This window comes from Mesorhizobium sp., from assembly GCF_965229135.1.
In the GTDB taxonomy this organism is placed as follows: Bacteria; Pseudomonadota; Alphaproteobacteria; order Rhizobiales; family Rhizobiaceae; genus Mesorhizobium.
This window is the reverse complement of sequence record NZ_OZ245860.1, coordinates 122,932-136,897: the sequence shown is the minus strand read 5'-3', so window position 1 is coordinate 136,897 and position 13,966 is coordinate 122,932. Positions and strand designations below refer to the sequence as shown.

Sequence of the window (13,966 nt, the reverse complement as noted above, 5' to 3'; positions counted from 1 at the left end):
TACCCTCTGGAGTTAGCACCCTAAACCCACCGCCCCTATCCACCACGGACAGAGGGATGCCAAAACGTGACGGCTCTTTCCGCAAGAGCGACCACGCCATAAAAGACCGAACCCGCAAGTGCTGCAACCGCGATTTCGGCCCAAACCATGTCGATGTTCATCCGCCCGACCTCGGTCGAGATGCGGAAGCCCATGCCGACGACCGGTGTGCCGAAGAACTCCGCGACGATGGCGCCGATCAGCGCCAGCGTCGAATTGATCTTCAGCGCGTTGAAGATGAAGGGTGCGGCCGCCGGCAGCCGCAGCTTCAGCAGCGTCTGCCAGTAGTTCGAAGCATAGGTGCGCATCAGGTCGCGCTCCATATGGCCGGAAGCCGAGAGCCCGGCGACAGTGTTCACCAGCATCGGGAAGAAGGTCATGATGATGACCACCGCCGCCTTCGACTGCCAGTCGAAGCCGAACCACATGACCATGATGGGTGCGACGCCGATGATCGGCAGCGCCGACACCATGTTGCCGATCGGCAGCAGCCCGCGCCGTAGGAACGGCACGCGATCGGCGAGCACGGCGGTGATGAAGCCGGCCCCACTGCCCACCACATAGCCGAAGATCACCGCCTTGAAGATGGTCTGGCGGACATCGGCGCCGAGGATCGGCAGCGAGTTGGCGATACGCACGCCGATGGCGCTCGGCGGTGGCAAGAGGATGAAGGGAATGCCGGCGCCACGCGTCACGGCCTCCCAGATGATCAGGATCCAGGCGCCGAAGATTGCCGGGATGATCAGCCGCAGCGCGGTCCGAGCCCCGCTCGCCATCGGGCGAAGTCCCGACAGCACGGCGACGCAGCGCCAGCCGAGCAGCCACGCGGCGGCGAGCAGCAGGAAGAACGGTGCCCGCGCCAGGCCTTCGAATCCGGCGATGCCGGCAATCAACAGCCACGCCACCAGATGCGCACCAATGAAAAGCACCACAGCCTCGAAAATGGGGGGTATTCGGGCCATCGAGATCAATGCCGCGAGAAGCAGGGCGCCGAAGATCAGCCAGGTCGTCGCCGCATAGGGATATATCAACGTCCCCGCGGCCTGCGCCAGCGGATCCACTTTTGGCGCGGCGATCGCGCCAAGCGCCACCGCCACCAGGCACAGCCCAATGGCCAGCACCGCTTGCCAGGAGAGTTTCAGCCGGTTCATGCCGGCCTCCCGCCCATGGCGCGGTCGACGACGCGGCCGGCAATGCCGACCACCATGACCAGCAAGGCCGCCACGATCGAGCCTGCGACCAGTGCCGACCAGATGTCGATGGACTGGCTGTAATAGGCGCCTGCGAGCAGTTTCGCCCCGATGCCGGCGACCGCGCCGGTTGGCAGCTCGCCGACGATGGCGCCGACAAGGCTTGCCGCCACCGCCACCTTCATCGAGGTGAACAGGAACGGCACCGAGGCCGGCACGCGCAACTTCCAGAAGGTCTGCGTGCGGCTGGCATTATAGGTATGCATCAGGTCGAGATGCATGATCTCGGGCGAGCGCAGCCCCTTCACCATGCCGACGGTGACCGGGAAGAACGACAGGTACGTCGAGATCATCGCCTTCGGGATCAGGCCGGTGATGCCGACCGCTGCCAAAACGACGATGATCATCGGCGCCACCGCCAGGATCGGAATGGTCTGCGAGGCGATGATCCACGGCATCAGGCTGCGATCGAGCGTCGCCACATGCACGATGCCGACAGCGATGACGATGCCGAGCGCGGTGCCGAAGGCAAAGCCGAGCAGCGTCGACGACAGCGTCACCCAGGCATTGTAGACCAGGCTGCGGTTTGAATTGATCGGCCGCAGGAAGGTGTTTTCAAAAAAGTTCATCGCCACCTGATGCGGCGCCGGCAGCGTCGGCTTCGGCTGCGACAGCGTCTTGCCGATGAGCTCGCTGAACGTGGAGGTCTCATTGGCACGGCGGTCGAGATCGCGCTGGAACGGCGCGTTGAGGATGACCGCGAAAACGTACCAGAGCACGACCACGCCCAAGAGGATCGACGTCACAGGGATGAGCTTGTCGCGGAAAGTGTCCATCAGCAGGCCTCGCCAGGTACGCGCCCTCCTCTCCCCAACGGGGAGAGGGTGGCCGGAGCGAAGCGGAGGTCGGCCGCTGTTCTCTTCGTCATCCTAGGGCGAAGCAAGGAGCGAAGCGACGCGGCGCAGACCCTAGGATCCATGCCGTTACCTAGCCGCGCCGCAGCGGTGCGGAACACAGCTCCCGGCGCCTCGCTCTGTTTAGCGAGTACTCTGGGCCGTTTGCACTCTTCGGCTGATGTCACGGCATGGATCCTAGGGTCTGCGCAAGCCGCTTCGCGCTTGCTTTGCCCTAGGATGACGAAGGGATGATGGACCACTCCATCGAAGCGGCTCTGACCCTCAATCATCATAGCTGTGCCCTGCCCTTAAGCCATCGCGCACGCGCGCCGCGATGGCCAGGAACTCCGGGGTCTCGCGGATGTCGAGCGGCCGTTCCTTGGGCAGCGTGGATTCGATGATGTCGCTGACCCGGCCCGGGCGCGGCGACATGACGACGATGCGCGTCGACAGGTACACGGCTTCGGGAATGGAGTGGGTGACGAAGCAGATCGTCTTGTTCGTGCGTCCCCACAGTTCCAGCAATTGCTCGTTGAGATGGTCGCGCACGATCTCGTCCAGCGCGCCGAACGGCTCGTCCATCAATAGAAGGTCGGCGTCGAAGGCCAGCGCGCGGGCGATCGAGGCGCGTTGCTGCATGCCGCCTGACAGTTGCCAGGGATATTTCTTCTCAAAGCCCGATAGATTGACGAGGTTGAGCGTACGTTTGATCCGCTCCGCCTGGTCCGCCTTGGGCAGGCCCATGATCTCCAGCGGCAGCCCGACATTGCGCTCGATGGTGCGCCATGGAAACAGCGCGGCAGCCTGGAAGACATAGCCGTACGCGCGTTTCTCGCGCGCCTGCTCGGGCGTCATGCCGTTGACCGAAATCGTGCCGGAGGTCGGCTTCTCCAGATCCGCGATGACACGCAGCAAGGTGGTCTTGCCACAGCCCGATGGCCCGATGAAGGAGACGAACTCACCCTTGCCGATGGTCAGGTCGACATTGGACAGCGCCTGCACTGGGCCGTCATTGGTCTGAAAGGTGAGGCCTAGTTTGCTTGCCGAAACGACGGCTGGCGAGGCTCCTGTCATCGGCCGCGGCCTGCCTGTTCCAGCCACAGCCGCGCCGGCTGGAAACCGATTGCTTTTATCGCGATGTTGTTTTCCACTCGCCCCGTCCCATTGGCCTTGTTCCACTCGATCGACGCCCGGAGTTTCCCCGATGTCGCCTAAACCGACTTGTCATCTTATCCGCCCTGAAAGCACTTATGAAGGCAAGCAGGGTTTGACCTATTTCGCCGGCATCGCCGCCGAAACCGTCGGCGCGTCCGGCATCTGCATGCATGTGCTCACCATGCCGCCCGGCGCCCGCGCCAAGGCGCACATGCATGAGAGCCATGAGACGGCGATCTACGTGCTCGCCGGCGAAGTCCACACCTGGTATGGCGACCGGCTGGAGCATCATATCATCGTCAAGGCCGGCGACCTTTTCTACATCCCCGCCGGCGTACCGCATCTGCCCGCCAATTTGAGCGGCGCCCCCTCTTCGGCGGTCATTGCCCGCACGGATCCCAATGAACAGGAAAGCGTCGTCCTGCTGCCGGAGCTCGATGCCCTGGTTGCATGAACCTTGCGGGGATGGGCAGAGGCTCTCCGTCACCGGCACCGGGAGACTTCGCCCATCACATTGCCGTCCTCGTCGACGACCACGAGCTTGCCGGCGTTCTTGGTACTCTTCTTGATGATGAACTGGGTGGCCGGCTGGCCGTCTTCGCCCTCCGCCTGGCATTCCGCCTTCACCACCAGGGAACCATCCGCCTGCGCCTTCTTGTCGGTGAACGTGCAAGCGCTCGCGGCGGTGATCAGCTCCTTGTCGGTCACCAGCAGCATCTCATCGGCGGCGATTTCCTGGCCGTTCCTGTTGATGCAGCCATACTTGTCGCCATAGGGCTTGCTGAGGTCGATGCCGGCGGCGAACGCGTGGCCGGCCACAAGGATCAGAATACTCGTGAAGAGAAGCCCCGCGCGCCGCACCCTCAGACCCCCGTCGCCGGAATGCCCGTCCGCTCCACCTTGCGCGGCGCGGTGATCTCCTTCCAGGTCGACAGCGCCCGGTTGACCGCCGCGTTCGGCTCGCGGCCGACGAATTCGCCATGGCCGGGCTTGGCCTTGACCTCGGCCTCCTGGATCGACAGTTCGCCGCGCGAGAATACGAAGCGCGGCAGGCCGGTCACCTCCACACCCTCGAACACATTGTAGTCGATCACCGATTGCTGCTTCTTGGCCGAAATCGTCTTCTTGCGCTTCGGATCCCAGACGATGATGTCGGCATCCGCGCCTTCGACGATGGCGCCCTTCTTCGGGTACATGTTGAGGATCTTGGCGATGTTGGTGGAGGTCACCGCGACGAACTCGTTCATCGTCAGACGCCCGGTGTTGACACCCTTGGTCCACAGCACCGGCATGCGGTCCTCGAGCCCGCCGGTGCCATTGGGAATCTTGGTGAAATCACCGACGCCAAAGCGCTTCTGCTTGGTGGTGAAAGCGCAGTGGTCGGTCGCGACAACCTGCAGCGATCCGGCCTGCAGGCCGGCCCACAGCGAATCCTGGTGCAATTTGTTGCGAAAGGGCGGGCTCATCACGCGGCGCGCGGCGTGGTCCCAATCCTTGTTGAAATACTCGCTCTCATCGAGCGTCAGGTGCTGCACCAGCGGCTCGCCGAACACGCGCATGCCCTTCTGGCGCGCACGGCGGATGGCTTCGTGCGCCTGCTCGCAGGAGACATGCACGACATAGAGCGGCACGCCGGCCATGTCGGCGATCATGATGGCGCGGTTGGTCGCCTCGCCCTCCACTTCCGGCGGCCGCGAATAGGCGTGACCCTCGGGGCCATTGTTGCCGGCGGCCAGAAGCTTCTGCGACAGGGCCGCGACCACGTCGCCATTCTCGGCATGTACCAGCGGCAGCGCGCCAAGGTCGGCGCAGCGCTGGAACGACGCGTACATCTCGTCGTCATCCACCATCAACGCGCCCTTGTAGGCCATGAAATGCTTGAACGAGGTGATGCCCTTGTCAACGACAGTGGCCATCTCGTCGAACACCTGCTTGCCCCACCAGGTAATCGCCATGTGGAAGGAGTAGTCGCAGGCGGCCTTCGAGGTCTTGTTGTCCCACATCCGCAAGGCTTCAAGCAGCGACTGCTGCGGCGCAGGCAGGCAGAAATCGACCACCATGGTGGTGCCGCCGGCAAGGGCGGCGCGGGTGCCGGACTCGAAATCATCGGCTGAATAGGTGCCCATGAACGGCATTTCGAGATGGGTGTGCGGATCAATGCCGCCGGGCATCACGTAGCAGCCAGTGGCGTCGAACTCATGGTCGCCATGCAGGTCCGGGCCTATGGCGACGATCTTGCCGTGCTGCATCAACACATCCGCCTTCCATGTGCGGTCGGCGGTGACGACGGTGCCGTTCTTGATGACTTTCGACATTGCTATCTCCCGATTATTGGTCCCGCTCGATCACTATGTCCCGGTAAACCAGGGCGCCGCCCGGGTTCATGTAGATTCCCCAATCCACGTTCTCGCAAAGAAACGCCGCGGCTTTCTCGATGGTGGCAAATCGAACGGCTTTGCCGCGATTGTTCTCGCTCTTTGGGAAGCATTGGTAGAGGCCGTCGACCGGGACAGCCATTTGTCCGGTGCTCTGGCAGACGACCCTCACTCCACGATCCCCGCCGTCTCCACCACCGCGTGGAACAGTACGTCGGCACCCGCCGAGGCCCACTCCTTGGTGATCTCCTCGGCCTCGTTGTGGCTCAGCCCGTCGACGCAGGGGCACATCACCATGGCGGTCGGCGCGACACGGTTGATCCAACAGGCGTCATGGCCGGCGCCGGAGACGATGTTGCGGTGCGAGTAGCCGAGCCTTTCGGCGGCATCGCGGATCGCCTTGACGCAGCCCTTGTCGAAGGTAACCGGATCGAAGGCGCCGACCTGCTCGATCTCATACGTGATGTCGAGCGCATCGCAGATCGTGTCGATGCCTTCCCGAATGCGTCCGTCCATCGCATCCAATACTTCCTTCTCCGGAGAGCGGATGTCGATGGTGAAGACGGTGCGCCCGGCGATGATATTGCGCGAGTTCGGATAGACTTCCATATGGCCGACCGCGCCGACGGCGTCGGGCTGGTAGTCCATGGCTATCTCGTGCACCAGCTCGATTACCCGGGCCATGCCAAGCCCGGCATTGCGGCGCTTGGGCATTGGCGTCGAGCCGGTATGCGCCTCCTTGCCGGTGAGTGTTACCTGCAGCCATTTCAGGCCCTGGCCGTGGGTGACGACACCGATGTCGATGTCTTCATCCTCGAGGATTGGCCCCTGCTCGATATGCAGTTCGAAGAAAGCGTGGATCTTTCGGTCCCCGACCTTCTCGGTGCCCTTCCAGCCGATGCGCTCCAGCTCCTCGCCGAATTTCTTGCCCTGCTTGTCGGTATGCTCATAGACGTCGGCCTGGTCGAGCACGCCGGCGAACACTCCGGACGCCATCATCGCCGGGGCAAAGCGCGAGCCTTCCTCGTTGGTCCAGTTGGTGACGACGATCGGATGCCTGGTCTTGATGCCGAGGTCGTTGAGCGAGCGCACCACTTCGAGCCCGCCAAGCACGCCGAGCACACCGTCATACTTGCCGCCGGTCGGCTGCGTGTCGAGATGGCTGCCGACATAGACCGGAGGCAGGCTGGGATCGGTGCCTTCGCGGCGAGCAAACATGGTGCCCATTTCGTCGAGGCCCATTTCGAGCCCGGCTGCCTCGCACCAGCGCTTGAACAGATGCCGGCCCTCGCCATCCTCGTCGGTCACGGTCTGGCGGTTGTTGCCACCGGCAATGCCAGGGCCGATCTTCGCCATCTCCATCAGCGAATCCCACAAACGGTCTGAATTGATTCGCAGATTCTCGCCGGGTGCGGCCATGCTCTAAAACCTCATCGATTGCGGGGCGCCGGCATCCCCCTCCCCTCGAGGGGGACGGATATCCGCGCCCAGCTTGTCAATCGATCGACCTCAGCACATCGCGCACATGGTCGATCAATTCGTTGATCTGGCCCTTGGTGATGATCAGCGGCGGCGACAGGGCGATGATGTCGCCGGTGGTGCGGATCAGCGCGCCGCGCTCGAACGCCTTGAGGAAGGCCGAGAAGGCCCGCTTGGTCGGCTCGCCTGGGATGGGCGCCAGTTCGATCGCGCCGATCAGGCCGATGTTGCGGATATCGATGACATGCGGCTCGCCCTTCAGCGAATGCAGCGCGTCTTCCCAATACGGGCCCAGTTCCTCGCCGCGGGTCAGCAGGCCCTCTTCCTTGTAGGTGTCGAGCGTGCCGAGTGCGGCTGCGCAGGCGATCGGGTTGCCCGAATAGGTGTAGCCATGGAAGAACTCGATCATGTGCTCGGGGCCGGTCATGAAGGCGTCGTGGATTTCCTTCTTTACGAACACCGCGCCCATCGGGATGACGCCGTTGGAAACGCCCTTGGCGGTGGTCATGATGTCGGGCGTGACGCCGAAATAGTCGGCGGCGAACGGCGTGCCAAGACGGCCGAAACCGGTGATGACCTCATCGAAGATCAGTAGGATGCCGTGCTTGGTACAGATTTCGCGAAGCTTCTGCAGATAGCCCTTCGGCGGCAGGATGACGCCGGTGGAACCGGCGACCGGCTCGACGATAACGGCGGCGATGGTCGAGGCGTCATGCAGGGTGACGATGCGCTCCAGCTCGTTGGCCAGTTCCGCGCCATATTCCGGCACGCCCTTCGAGAAGGCGTTCTTTTCCGGCAGATGCGTGTGCGGCATGTGGTCGACGCCGCCGAGCAGCGTGCCGAACATCTTGCGGTTGCTGACGATGCCGCCGACCGAGATGCCGCCGAAATTGACGCCGTGGTAGCCACGCTCGCGACCGATCAGGCGGGTGCGCGCGCCCTCGCCCCTCACGCGATGATAGGCGATCGCCATCTTCAGCGCGGTTTCCACCGACTCCGAACCGGAGTTGGTAAAGAAGACGTGATCCATGCCCTTCGGCGCTAGGTCGACCAGGCGGTTGGCCAGTTCGAACACGATGGGGTGCCCCATCTGGAAGGCCGGCGCATAGTCGAGTTCGGCGGCCTGGTGCTGGATTGCCTCGGTGATCTTCGGCCGGCAGTGGCCGGCATTGACGCACCACAGGCCAGCGGTGCCGTCGAGAACCTTGCGGCCGTCGCTCGTCGTGTAATGCATGTCCTTGGCGGACACCATCATGCGCGGCGCCTGCTTGAACTGCCGGTTCGCCGTGAACGGCATCCAGAATGCACTAAGATCGTTCGGCGTGACTTTCAGCCGGTTGGACATGACCAAGACTTCCCCTTGTAACCTGTTTCGGTGCGGCCAACGCTTGGTCTTTGTTGCGTTTTCGTGTTACGCAAATTTTTGACCGGTTGGACAAACGTTAGCACCGCCATGTTGGCGGTCAAGGGATTACTAGCGGAAATGCGGCATTGGAAGCGCGCTCCACAGGCCGGAGAAAAACTGGTCCAGAGAATTGGTCCAGACGACAGTCAAAGCGAGGGCTTGCAACGGTGACGACCAGTACGGAAGCCCCTCGCCGCACCCGCATCCAGATGGAAAAGCGCGAGCTCATTCTCGAGGCGGCGCTCGAGGTTTTCTCCACCAACGGCTTTCGCGGCTCGACCATCGACCAGATCGCCGAAGCCGCCGGCATGTCGAAGCCGAACCTGCTCTACTATTTCCGCCGCAAGGAAGACATCCATGAGACCCTGATGCAGCGGCTGCTCGATACCTGGCTGGCGCCGCTGCGCGAACTCGACGATATCGGTGATCCCCTGACCGAATTGCGCAGCTACATCAGGCGCAAGCTTGAAATGGCGCGGGACTTCCCACGCGAGAGCCGGCTGTTCGCCAACGAGATCCTGCAGGGCGCGCCGCGCATCATGCCGCTGCTGGCCGGCGAGTTGAAGACACTGGTCGACGAGAAGGCGACGGTCATCAAGGGCTGGATGCGCGCCGGCAAGATCGCCAAGACCGACCCATGGCACCTGATCTTCTCGATCTGGGCAACGACCCAGCACTATGCCGATTTCGATGTGCAGGTCCGCGCGGTGCTGGGCGCCGATCGTGGCGGCGACGGCCGTTTTGAAGACGCTGCAAGGTTCCTGGAGCAATTGTTCATCGACGGATTGAAGCCGAAGGGCTAACAGCGGGATCAGGTCTGGGGCCAACTTGCCGGTCGTCGGGCTCTCTCAGACAGTGGAGATTGGCAGAAGCACACATTGGTTTCGTCATTCTAGGGCGTAGCAAGGAGCGAAGCGACGCGGCGCAGACCCTAGAATCCATGCCGCGACTTCAACGGGCCACAACGGTCCAGAATTCTGCTCCGCTGCGCTCTACGGCCAAGGTAACGGCATGGATCCCCGGGTCTCCGCGTCCGCTTCGCTCCCGCTCCGCCCGTGGATGACGAAGCTGAGGGGTGCCGCTAGCCAACGTCACGCGCTGCGCCGCTCGGCCGGAAGTTCGTCCAGCAGCTTCCGCAGCTTGGCGATCGAGTTCTGTTCGGCGAGCGGCGTGTAGACGATCAGCCTCATGTCGGAGCCGTCATCGATCGAAAGGCTCATATGCTCGAACGCCATCGCGCCGGCGGTCGGGTGCCGGACATGCTTCACACCGGACAGGCGGTGCACCACGTCGCGCTGAGGCCACCATTCACGGAACTCGGGACTTGAGCGCATCATCAGCGCGATCAGCCGCTCGAAATCCGGATCGCCGATGTACTTCGCGCTTTCGGCGCGGAACGCGGCAAGCGATGCGCGCGCCAGTTCTTCCCAGTCGACCAGCAGATGTCGTCGGTGCGGATCGGTGAACACGCCATGGATGATGTTGCGGGCGTCGCCCTCCAGCAGGCCGTAGTCGCCGAAAATGGCAACGGCCCCCGCATTCCAGGCCAGTACGTCCCAGCGCGGGCCGACGACATAGGCTGGCTGCAGGACAAGGCTCTGCAGCATGTGCAGCAAGGGGCCTTCGACCTTCGCCGGCGCAATGCGCCGCCGCTCGGGCTGCTGGCGGCCGGCCAGCGTGAACAGATGCCGCTTCTCCGCGGCGTCGAGGCGCAGCGCCTGGCACAGCGCCGTCAGCACTTCGACGGAGGGTCGCACGTCCCTGCCCTGCTCGAGCCAGGTATACCAGGTCGTGCCGACCCCGGCGATCATCGCCACCTCTTCGCGACGCAAGCCCGGCGTACGACGTCTGAGGCCAGCCGCTAGGCCAGTCGCGGACGGCGTCAGCCTTTCCCGGCGCGAGCGCAGGAAGGCGCCGAGTTCGCGCCGGCGGCTGTCTTCAGCGGAATGTGAGGGACCGTCCATCCGCCCATTATAGCAGTATTGATACCAGGATAAAGTTTGAACTGTTTGGTCCGCTCCGGCTATCCCATCTTCCGTCCAGAGCACAAGAATGGAGGCTCCGGACATGGATCTGAAAGACAAGACAATTCTCATCACCGGGTCGACCGACGGCGTCGGCCGCGTGGTCGCGCAAAGGTTGGGCGCCGCCGGCGCCCGTGTGCTGGTGCATGGCCGCGATGCGGCGCGTGGCAAGGCGACGGTCACCGAGATCGAGGCCGCCGGCGGCAAGGCCGAACTCCTCGTCGCCGACCTCGCGTCGCTGGCGGAAGTTCGCCGTCTCGCCGAGGCCGTGCGCGCCAAGACCGGCCGGCTCGACGTCCTCATCAACAATGCCGGCATCGGCACCGCCGGCGCCAAAAGACAGGTCAGCGTCGACGGTTATGAACTGCGCTTCGCGGTCAATTATCTCGCCGGCTTCCTGCTGACCACCGAGCTTCTGCCATTGCTCAAGGCCAGCGCGCCGGCTCGCATCGTCAATGTCGCCTCGGCCGGCCAACAGACGATCGACTTTAGCGATGTCATGCTGACCCGCTCCTATGACGGCGTGCGCGCCTATTGCCAGAGCAAGCTGGCGCAAATCCTGTTCACCGTCGATCTGGCCGGGCAGATGAAAGGCAGCGGCGTCACCGTCAACGCCCTGCACCCGGCCAGCTACATGAACACCACCATGGTTCGGCAGGCCGGCGTCACGCCGTGGAACTCGGTCGAGACCGGCGCCGACGCCATCGTCAATCTCGCCACCTCACCCGCGCTCGAAGGCCGAAGCGGGCTCTATTTCGACGGTCTGCGGGAATCGCGCGCCGACGCCCAGGCCTATGACGCCAAGGCAAGACAGCAATTGCGAACATTGAGCCTCGACCTTGTCGGGCTTGCATCCGCGGCAACGAAGGAACACCAGTCATGACCGAGAAAACTCAACACACCGTCATCATCGGCGGCTCATCCGGCATCGGTCTGGCGACAGCGCGAAAACTACTTGGCCCGGGCATGAAGGTGACGATCACCGGGCGTAACGAAGAGAAACTGAAGGGCGCATGGAAAAGCCTTGGCGGCGCTGCCGAGAAGGCGGCCTTCGATGCTTCGAAGCCGGAGGAGGTCAGCCGGTTCTTCGGCGATCTCGGCCCGTTCGATCACCTCGTCCTGGCCGCCAGCGGTGGCAAGGGCCTTGGCCCGTTCCAGACCCTTGACCTTGCCGACATTGCGAACGGTGTCGACGAAAAGGTGCGGCCGCAACTGTCGTGCCTGCAGGCAGCCCTGCCAACGCTCAGCAAATCGGGATCGGTGACCTTCATATCGGCGGTTTCGGCTCAGGTCGCGATGCCCGGCGTCGCCGGCATCGGTGCCATCAACGGCATGCTGTTGACGGTCGTGCCCATCCTTGCCGTGGAACTCAAGCCCCTGCGCGTCAATGTCGTGGCGCCCGGCGTCATCGACACGCCGTGGTGGGATTTTCTGCCGGACGCAAAGAGGCAGGCGATATTCGCCGAATATGCCGGCAAGACGCCGGTTGGCCGTGTCGGTCGCGCCGAGGATGTCGCCGGCGCGATCGCCTTCCTTGTCTCAAACGGCTTCGTCACCGGACAGGTGCTGACTTGCGATGGCGGCCTGCGGTTCGCGGCGTGACAAACGATATTGCGGCGGCTTCGGCCGCCGCCGGCCGTTGCGGCCACTACCAAGTTAAATTACTGGCTCGCCATTATCCCGGCACCAACGGATACCAAGACAAAAAGTAGCAAGATGTTTTTCGCGCGAAACACCCAGGGACCGGCTGTCGATCCTATTCATGGATACTTCTGATCGTGGATACTTTTTATCCGCAATAGGAAAGTGCGAATTTCACATGTTCGCCATGGCTTGACCGGACCTGGGTTCCTCGCCCCCCGCAAAGCGGGGGAGAGGTGGCCCGGCGAAGCCGGGACGGAGAGGGGAAGACCGCTACAAGGTCAAAAACGGTGAAGAATGAGACGCGAGCAAGATAGAACTAGCGATCAGGCGGCTGGGCAAACTCCCAGTCGTCCAGAAGGCCCCTCTCCGCCCCGGCTTCGCTGGGCCACCTCTCTCCACTAGGTGGGGCGAGGAACCCAAATTCTGCTAAGGCAGCCTACTCCGCCGCCACCTTGGCCATCGGGTTGTTCGGGTGCGTCGTCCAGTTGGCGTAGATTGGCGACACCGGCTTGCCGGTGCGCTCGTCCATTGCGCCCGCCGCCAGCGGTTCCATGGTGATGCAGTTCTCGACCGGGCAGACATTGACGCACAGATTGCAGCCGACGCATTCGGCCTCGATCACCTCGAAATGCCTGACGCCGTTGACGATTGCGGTGATCGCCTGGTGCGAAGTGTCCTCGCAGGCGATATGGCAGCGGCCGCATTTGATGCAGGCATCCTGGTCGATACGCGCCTTGGCGATATAGTTGAGGTTGAGATACTGCCAGTCGGTGACGTTTGGCGTGGCGCGCCCGATGATGTCGTCGAGCGAGGCATGCCCCTTCTCGTCCATCCAGTTTTCGAGGCCCGCGATCATCTCCTGCACGATCTTGAAGCCATAGGTCATGGCCGCGGTGCAGACCTGCACGTTGCCGGCGCCAAGCGCCAGGAATTCGGCCGCGTCGCGCCAGGTCGTGATACCGCCAATGCCTGAGATCGGCAGGCCGTGCGTCTCGGGATCACGAGCAATCTCGGCCACCATGTTCATGGCGATCGGTTTCACCGCCGGGCCGCAATAACCGCCATGCGAACCCTTGCCGTCAATGGTCGGCATCGGTGCGAAACTGTCGAGATCGACGCCGGTGATCGAGTTGATGGTGTTGATCAGCGACACCGCGTCCGTGCCCCCGGCATGCGCCGCCCGCGCCGGCTTGCGGATGTCGGTGATGTTGGGCGTGAGCTTGGTGATGACGGGCATGCGGGTGTACTGCTTGCACCAGCGCACCACCATTTCGATATATTCCGGCACCTGGCCGACGGCCGCGCCCATCCCACGCTCCGACATGCCGTGCGGGCAGCCGAAATTGAGCTCGATGCCGTCGGCACCGGTTTCCTCGACCAGCGGCAGGATGGCTTTCCAGCTTGCTTCTTCGCAAGGCACCATGATCGAGGCGATCAGCGCACGGTCGGGCCAATCCATCTTGACCTGCTTCATCTCACGCAAGTTGGTCTGCAGGTCGCGGTCGGTGATCAGTTCGATGTTGTTGAGACCGAGCAGGCGCCGGTCCGCCCCCCAGATCGCGCCGTAGCGCGGGCCGTTGACGTTGACCACCGGCGGGCCTTCCTCGCCCAGCGTCTTCCAGACGACACCGCCCCACCCTGCCTTGAAGGCGCGGATGACGTTGTAGGCCTTGTCCGTCGGCGGCGCCGAGGCCAGCCAGAACGGATTTGGCGATTTGATGCCGACGAAATTATTGCGGATGTCAGCCATGACAGGTCC

Annotated in this window: 13 protein-coding genes; 4 read left to right on the top strand and 9 right to left on the bottom strand. The window is 63.3% G+C overall.

The window, feature by feature from the left end:
• Nucleotides 1–35: 35 nt before the first annotated feature.
• The 3 genes from ACO07C_RS00590 to ACO07C_RS00580 form a co-directional block, all read right to left on the bottom strand.
• On the bottom strand, nt 36–1,190 hold the full coding sequence (locus ACO07C_RS00590; RefSeq protein ID WP_421912297.1) for an ABC transporter permease: 1,155 nt from the start codon (nt 1,188–1,190) through the stop codon (nt 36–38).
• Complete coding sequence (locus ACO07C_RS00585) at nt 1,187–2,065, bottom strand: ABC transporter permease (protein ID WP_421912296.1); 879 nt, start codon at nt 2,063–2,065, stop codon at nt 1,187–1,189. The genes ACO07C_RS00590 and ACO07C_RS00585 overlap by 4 nt, the downstream gene beginning before the upstream one ends.
• A gap of 342 nt (nt 2,066–2,407) precedes the next feature.
• On the bottom strand, nt 2,408–3,199 hold the full coding sequence (locus tag ACO07C_RS00580; protein WP_421912295.1) for an ABC transporter ATP-binding protein: 792 nt from the start codon (nt 3,197–3,199) through the stop codon (nt 2,408–2,410).
• Between the two features lie 130 nt (nt 3,200–3,329).
• Here ACO07C_RS00580 and ACO07C_RS00575 point away from each other — a divergent pair, with 130 nt between their 5' ends.
• Nucleotides 3,330–3,734, top strand: coding sequence for a cupin domain-containing protein (locus ACO07C_RS00575; RefSeq protein WP_421912294.1), 405 nt, complete (start codon nt 3,330–3,332; stop codon nt 3,732–3,734).
• A 29-nt stretch (nt 3,735–3,763) separates the two neighbouring features.
• Here the strand turns inward: ACO07C_RS00575 and ACO07C_RS00570 are convergent, their stop codons facing one another.
• The 4 genes from ACO07C_RS00570 to ACO07C_RS00555 all read right to left on the bottom strand — a co-directional run bounded on the left by ACO07C_RS00570 (nt 3,764) and on the right by ACO07C_RS00555 (nt 8,479).
• Complete coding sequence (locus tag ACO07C_RS00570; protein ID WP_421912293.1) at nt 3,764–4,099, bottom strand: hypothetical protein; 336 nt, start codon at nt 4,097–4,099, stop codon at nt 3,764–3,766.
• Between the two features lie 44 nt (nt 4,100–4,143).
• Nucleotides 4,144–5,595, bottom strand: coding sequence for a dihydropyrimidinase (hydA, locus tag ACO07C_RS00565; RefSeq protein WP_421912292.1), 1,452 nt, complete (start codon nt 5,593–5,595; stop codon nt 4,144–4,146).
• Between the two features lie 228 nt (nt 5,596–5,823).
• Nucleotides 5,824–7,074 (bottom strand): Zn-dependent hydrolase, encoded by a 1,251-nt coding sequence (locus tag ACO07C_RS00560; protein WP_421912291.1) that lies wholly within the window; start codon nt 7,072–7,074, stop codon nt 5,824–5,826.
• A 76-nt stretch (nt 7,075–7,150) separates the two neighbouring features.
• Nucleotides 7,151–8,479 (bottom strand): aspartate aminotransferase family protein, encoded by a 1,329-nt coding sequence (locus ACO07C_RS00555; protein WP_421912290.1) that lies wholly within the window; start codon nt 8,477–8,479, stop codon nt 7,151–7,153.
• 227 nt (nt 8,480–8,706) lie between these two features.
• On the opposite strand from ACO07C_RS00555, the gene ACO07C_RS00550 reads away from it, so the two are divergent.
• Complete coding sequence (locus tag ACO07C_RS00550) at nt 8,707–9,342, top strand: TetR family transcriptional regulator C-terminal domain-containing protein (RefSeq protein ID WP_421912289.1); 636 nt, start codon at nt 8,707–8,709, stop codon at nt 9,340–9,342.
• Between the two features lie 288 nt (nt 9,343–9,630).
• Here the strand turns inward: ACO07C_RS00550 and ACO07C_RS00545 are convergent, their stop codons facing one another.
• Nucleotides 9,631–10,503, bottom strand: coding sequence for a helix-turn-helix transcriptional regulator (locus ACO07C_RS00545; RefSeq protein ID WP_421912288.1), 873 nt, complete (start codon nt 10,501–10,503; stop codon nt 9,631–9,633).
• A gap of 103 nt (nt 10,504–10,606) precedes the next feature.
• Between ACO07C_RS00545 and ACO07C_RS00540 the strand changes: the two genes are divergently transcribed.
• Nucleotides 10,607–11,446, top strand: coding sequence for an SDR family NAD(P)-dependent oxidoreductase (locus ACO07C_RS00540; protein WP_421912287.1), 840 nt, complete (start codon nt 10,607–10,609; stop codon nt 11,444–11,446).
• Nucleotides 11,443–12,165, top strand: coding sequence for an SDR family oxidoreductase (locus ACO07C_RS00535; protein ID WP_421912286.1), 723 nt, complete (start codon nt 11,443–11,445; stop codon nt 12,163–12,165). The genes ACO07C_RS00540 and ACO07C_RS00535 overlap by 4 nt, the downstream gene beginning before the upstream one ends.
• 478 nt (nt 12,166–12,643) lie before the next feature.
• Here the strand turns inward: ACO07C_RS00535 and preA are convergent, their stop codons facing one another.
• Nucleotides 12,644–13,957 carry an NAD-dependent dihydropyrimidine dehydrogenase subunit PreA gene (gene preA / locus ACO07C_RS00530; RefSeq protein ID WP_421912285.1) on the bottom strand — a complete coding sequence of 438 codons (1,314 nt, stop codon included), beginning with the start codon at nt 13,955–13,957 and terminating at the stop codon, nt 12,644–12,646.
• Nucleotides 13,958–13,966 lie beyond the last annotated feature (9 nt).

What these genes read in the sequence shown, in the direction of transcription:
- ACO07C_RS00590 (WP_421912297.1), bottom strand. Translation starts at nt 1,190, where the DNA reads ATGAACCGGCTGAAACTCTCCTGGCAAGCGGTGCTGGCCATTGGGCTG.
- ACO07C_RS00585 (WP_421912296.1), bottom strand. Translation starts at nt 2,065, where the DNA reads ATGGACACTTTCCGCGACAAGCTCATCCCTGTGACGTCGATCCTCTTG.
- ACO07C_RS00580 (WP_421912295.1), bottom strand. Translation starts at nt 3,199, where the DNA reads ATGACAGGAGCCTCGCCAGCCGTCGTTTCGGCAAGCAAACTAGGCCTC.
- ACO07C_RS00575 (WP_421912294.1), top strand. Translation starts at nt 3,330, where the DNA reads ATGTCGCCTAAACCGACTTGTCATCTTATCCGCCCTGAAAGCACTTAT.
- hydA (WP_421912292.1), bottom strand. Translation starts at nt 5,595, where the DNA reads ATGTCGAAAGTCATCAAGAACGGCACCGTCGTCACCGCCGACCGCACA.
- ACO07C_RS00560 (WP_421912291.1), bottom strand. Translation starts at nt 7,074, where the DNA reads ATGGCCGCACCCGGCGAGAATCTGCGAATCAATTCAGACCGTTTGTGG.
- ACO07C_RS00555 (WP_421912290.1), bottom strand. Translation starts at nt 8,479, where the DNA reads ATGTCCAACCGGCTGAAAGTCACGCCGAACGATCTTAGTGCATTCTGG.
- ACO07C_RS00545 (WP_421912288.1), bottom strand. Translation starts at nt 10,503, where the DNA reads ATGGACGGTCCCTCACATTCCGCTGAAGACAGCCGCCGGCGCGAACTC.
- ACO07C_RS00540 (WP_421912287.1), top strand. Translation starts at nt 10,607, where the DNA reads ATGGATCTGAAAGACAAGACAATTCTCATCACCGGGTCGACCGACGGC.
- ACO07C_RS00535 (WP_421912286.1), top strand. Translation starts at nt 11,443, where the DNA reads ATGACCGAGAAAACTCAACACACCGTCATCATCGGCGGCTCATCCGGC.
- preA (WP_421912285.1), bottom strand. Translation starts at nt 13,957, where the DNA reads ATGGCTGACATCCGCAATAATTTCGTCGGCATCAAATCGCCAAATCCG.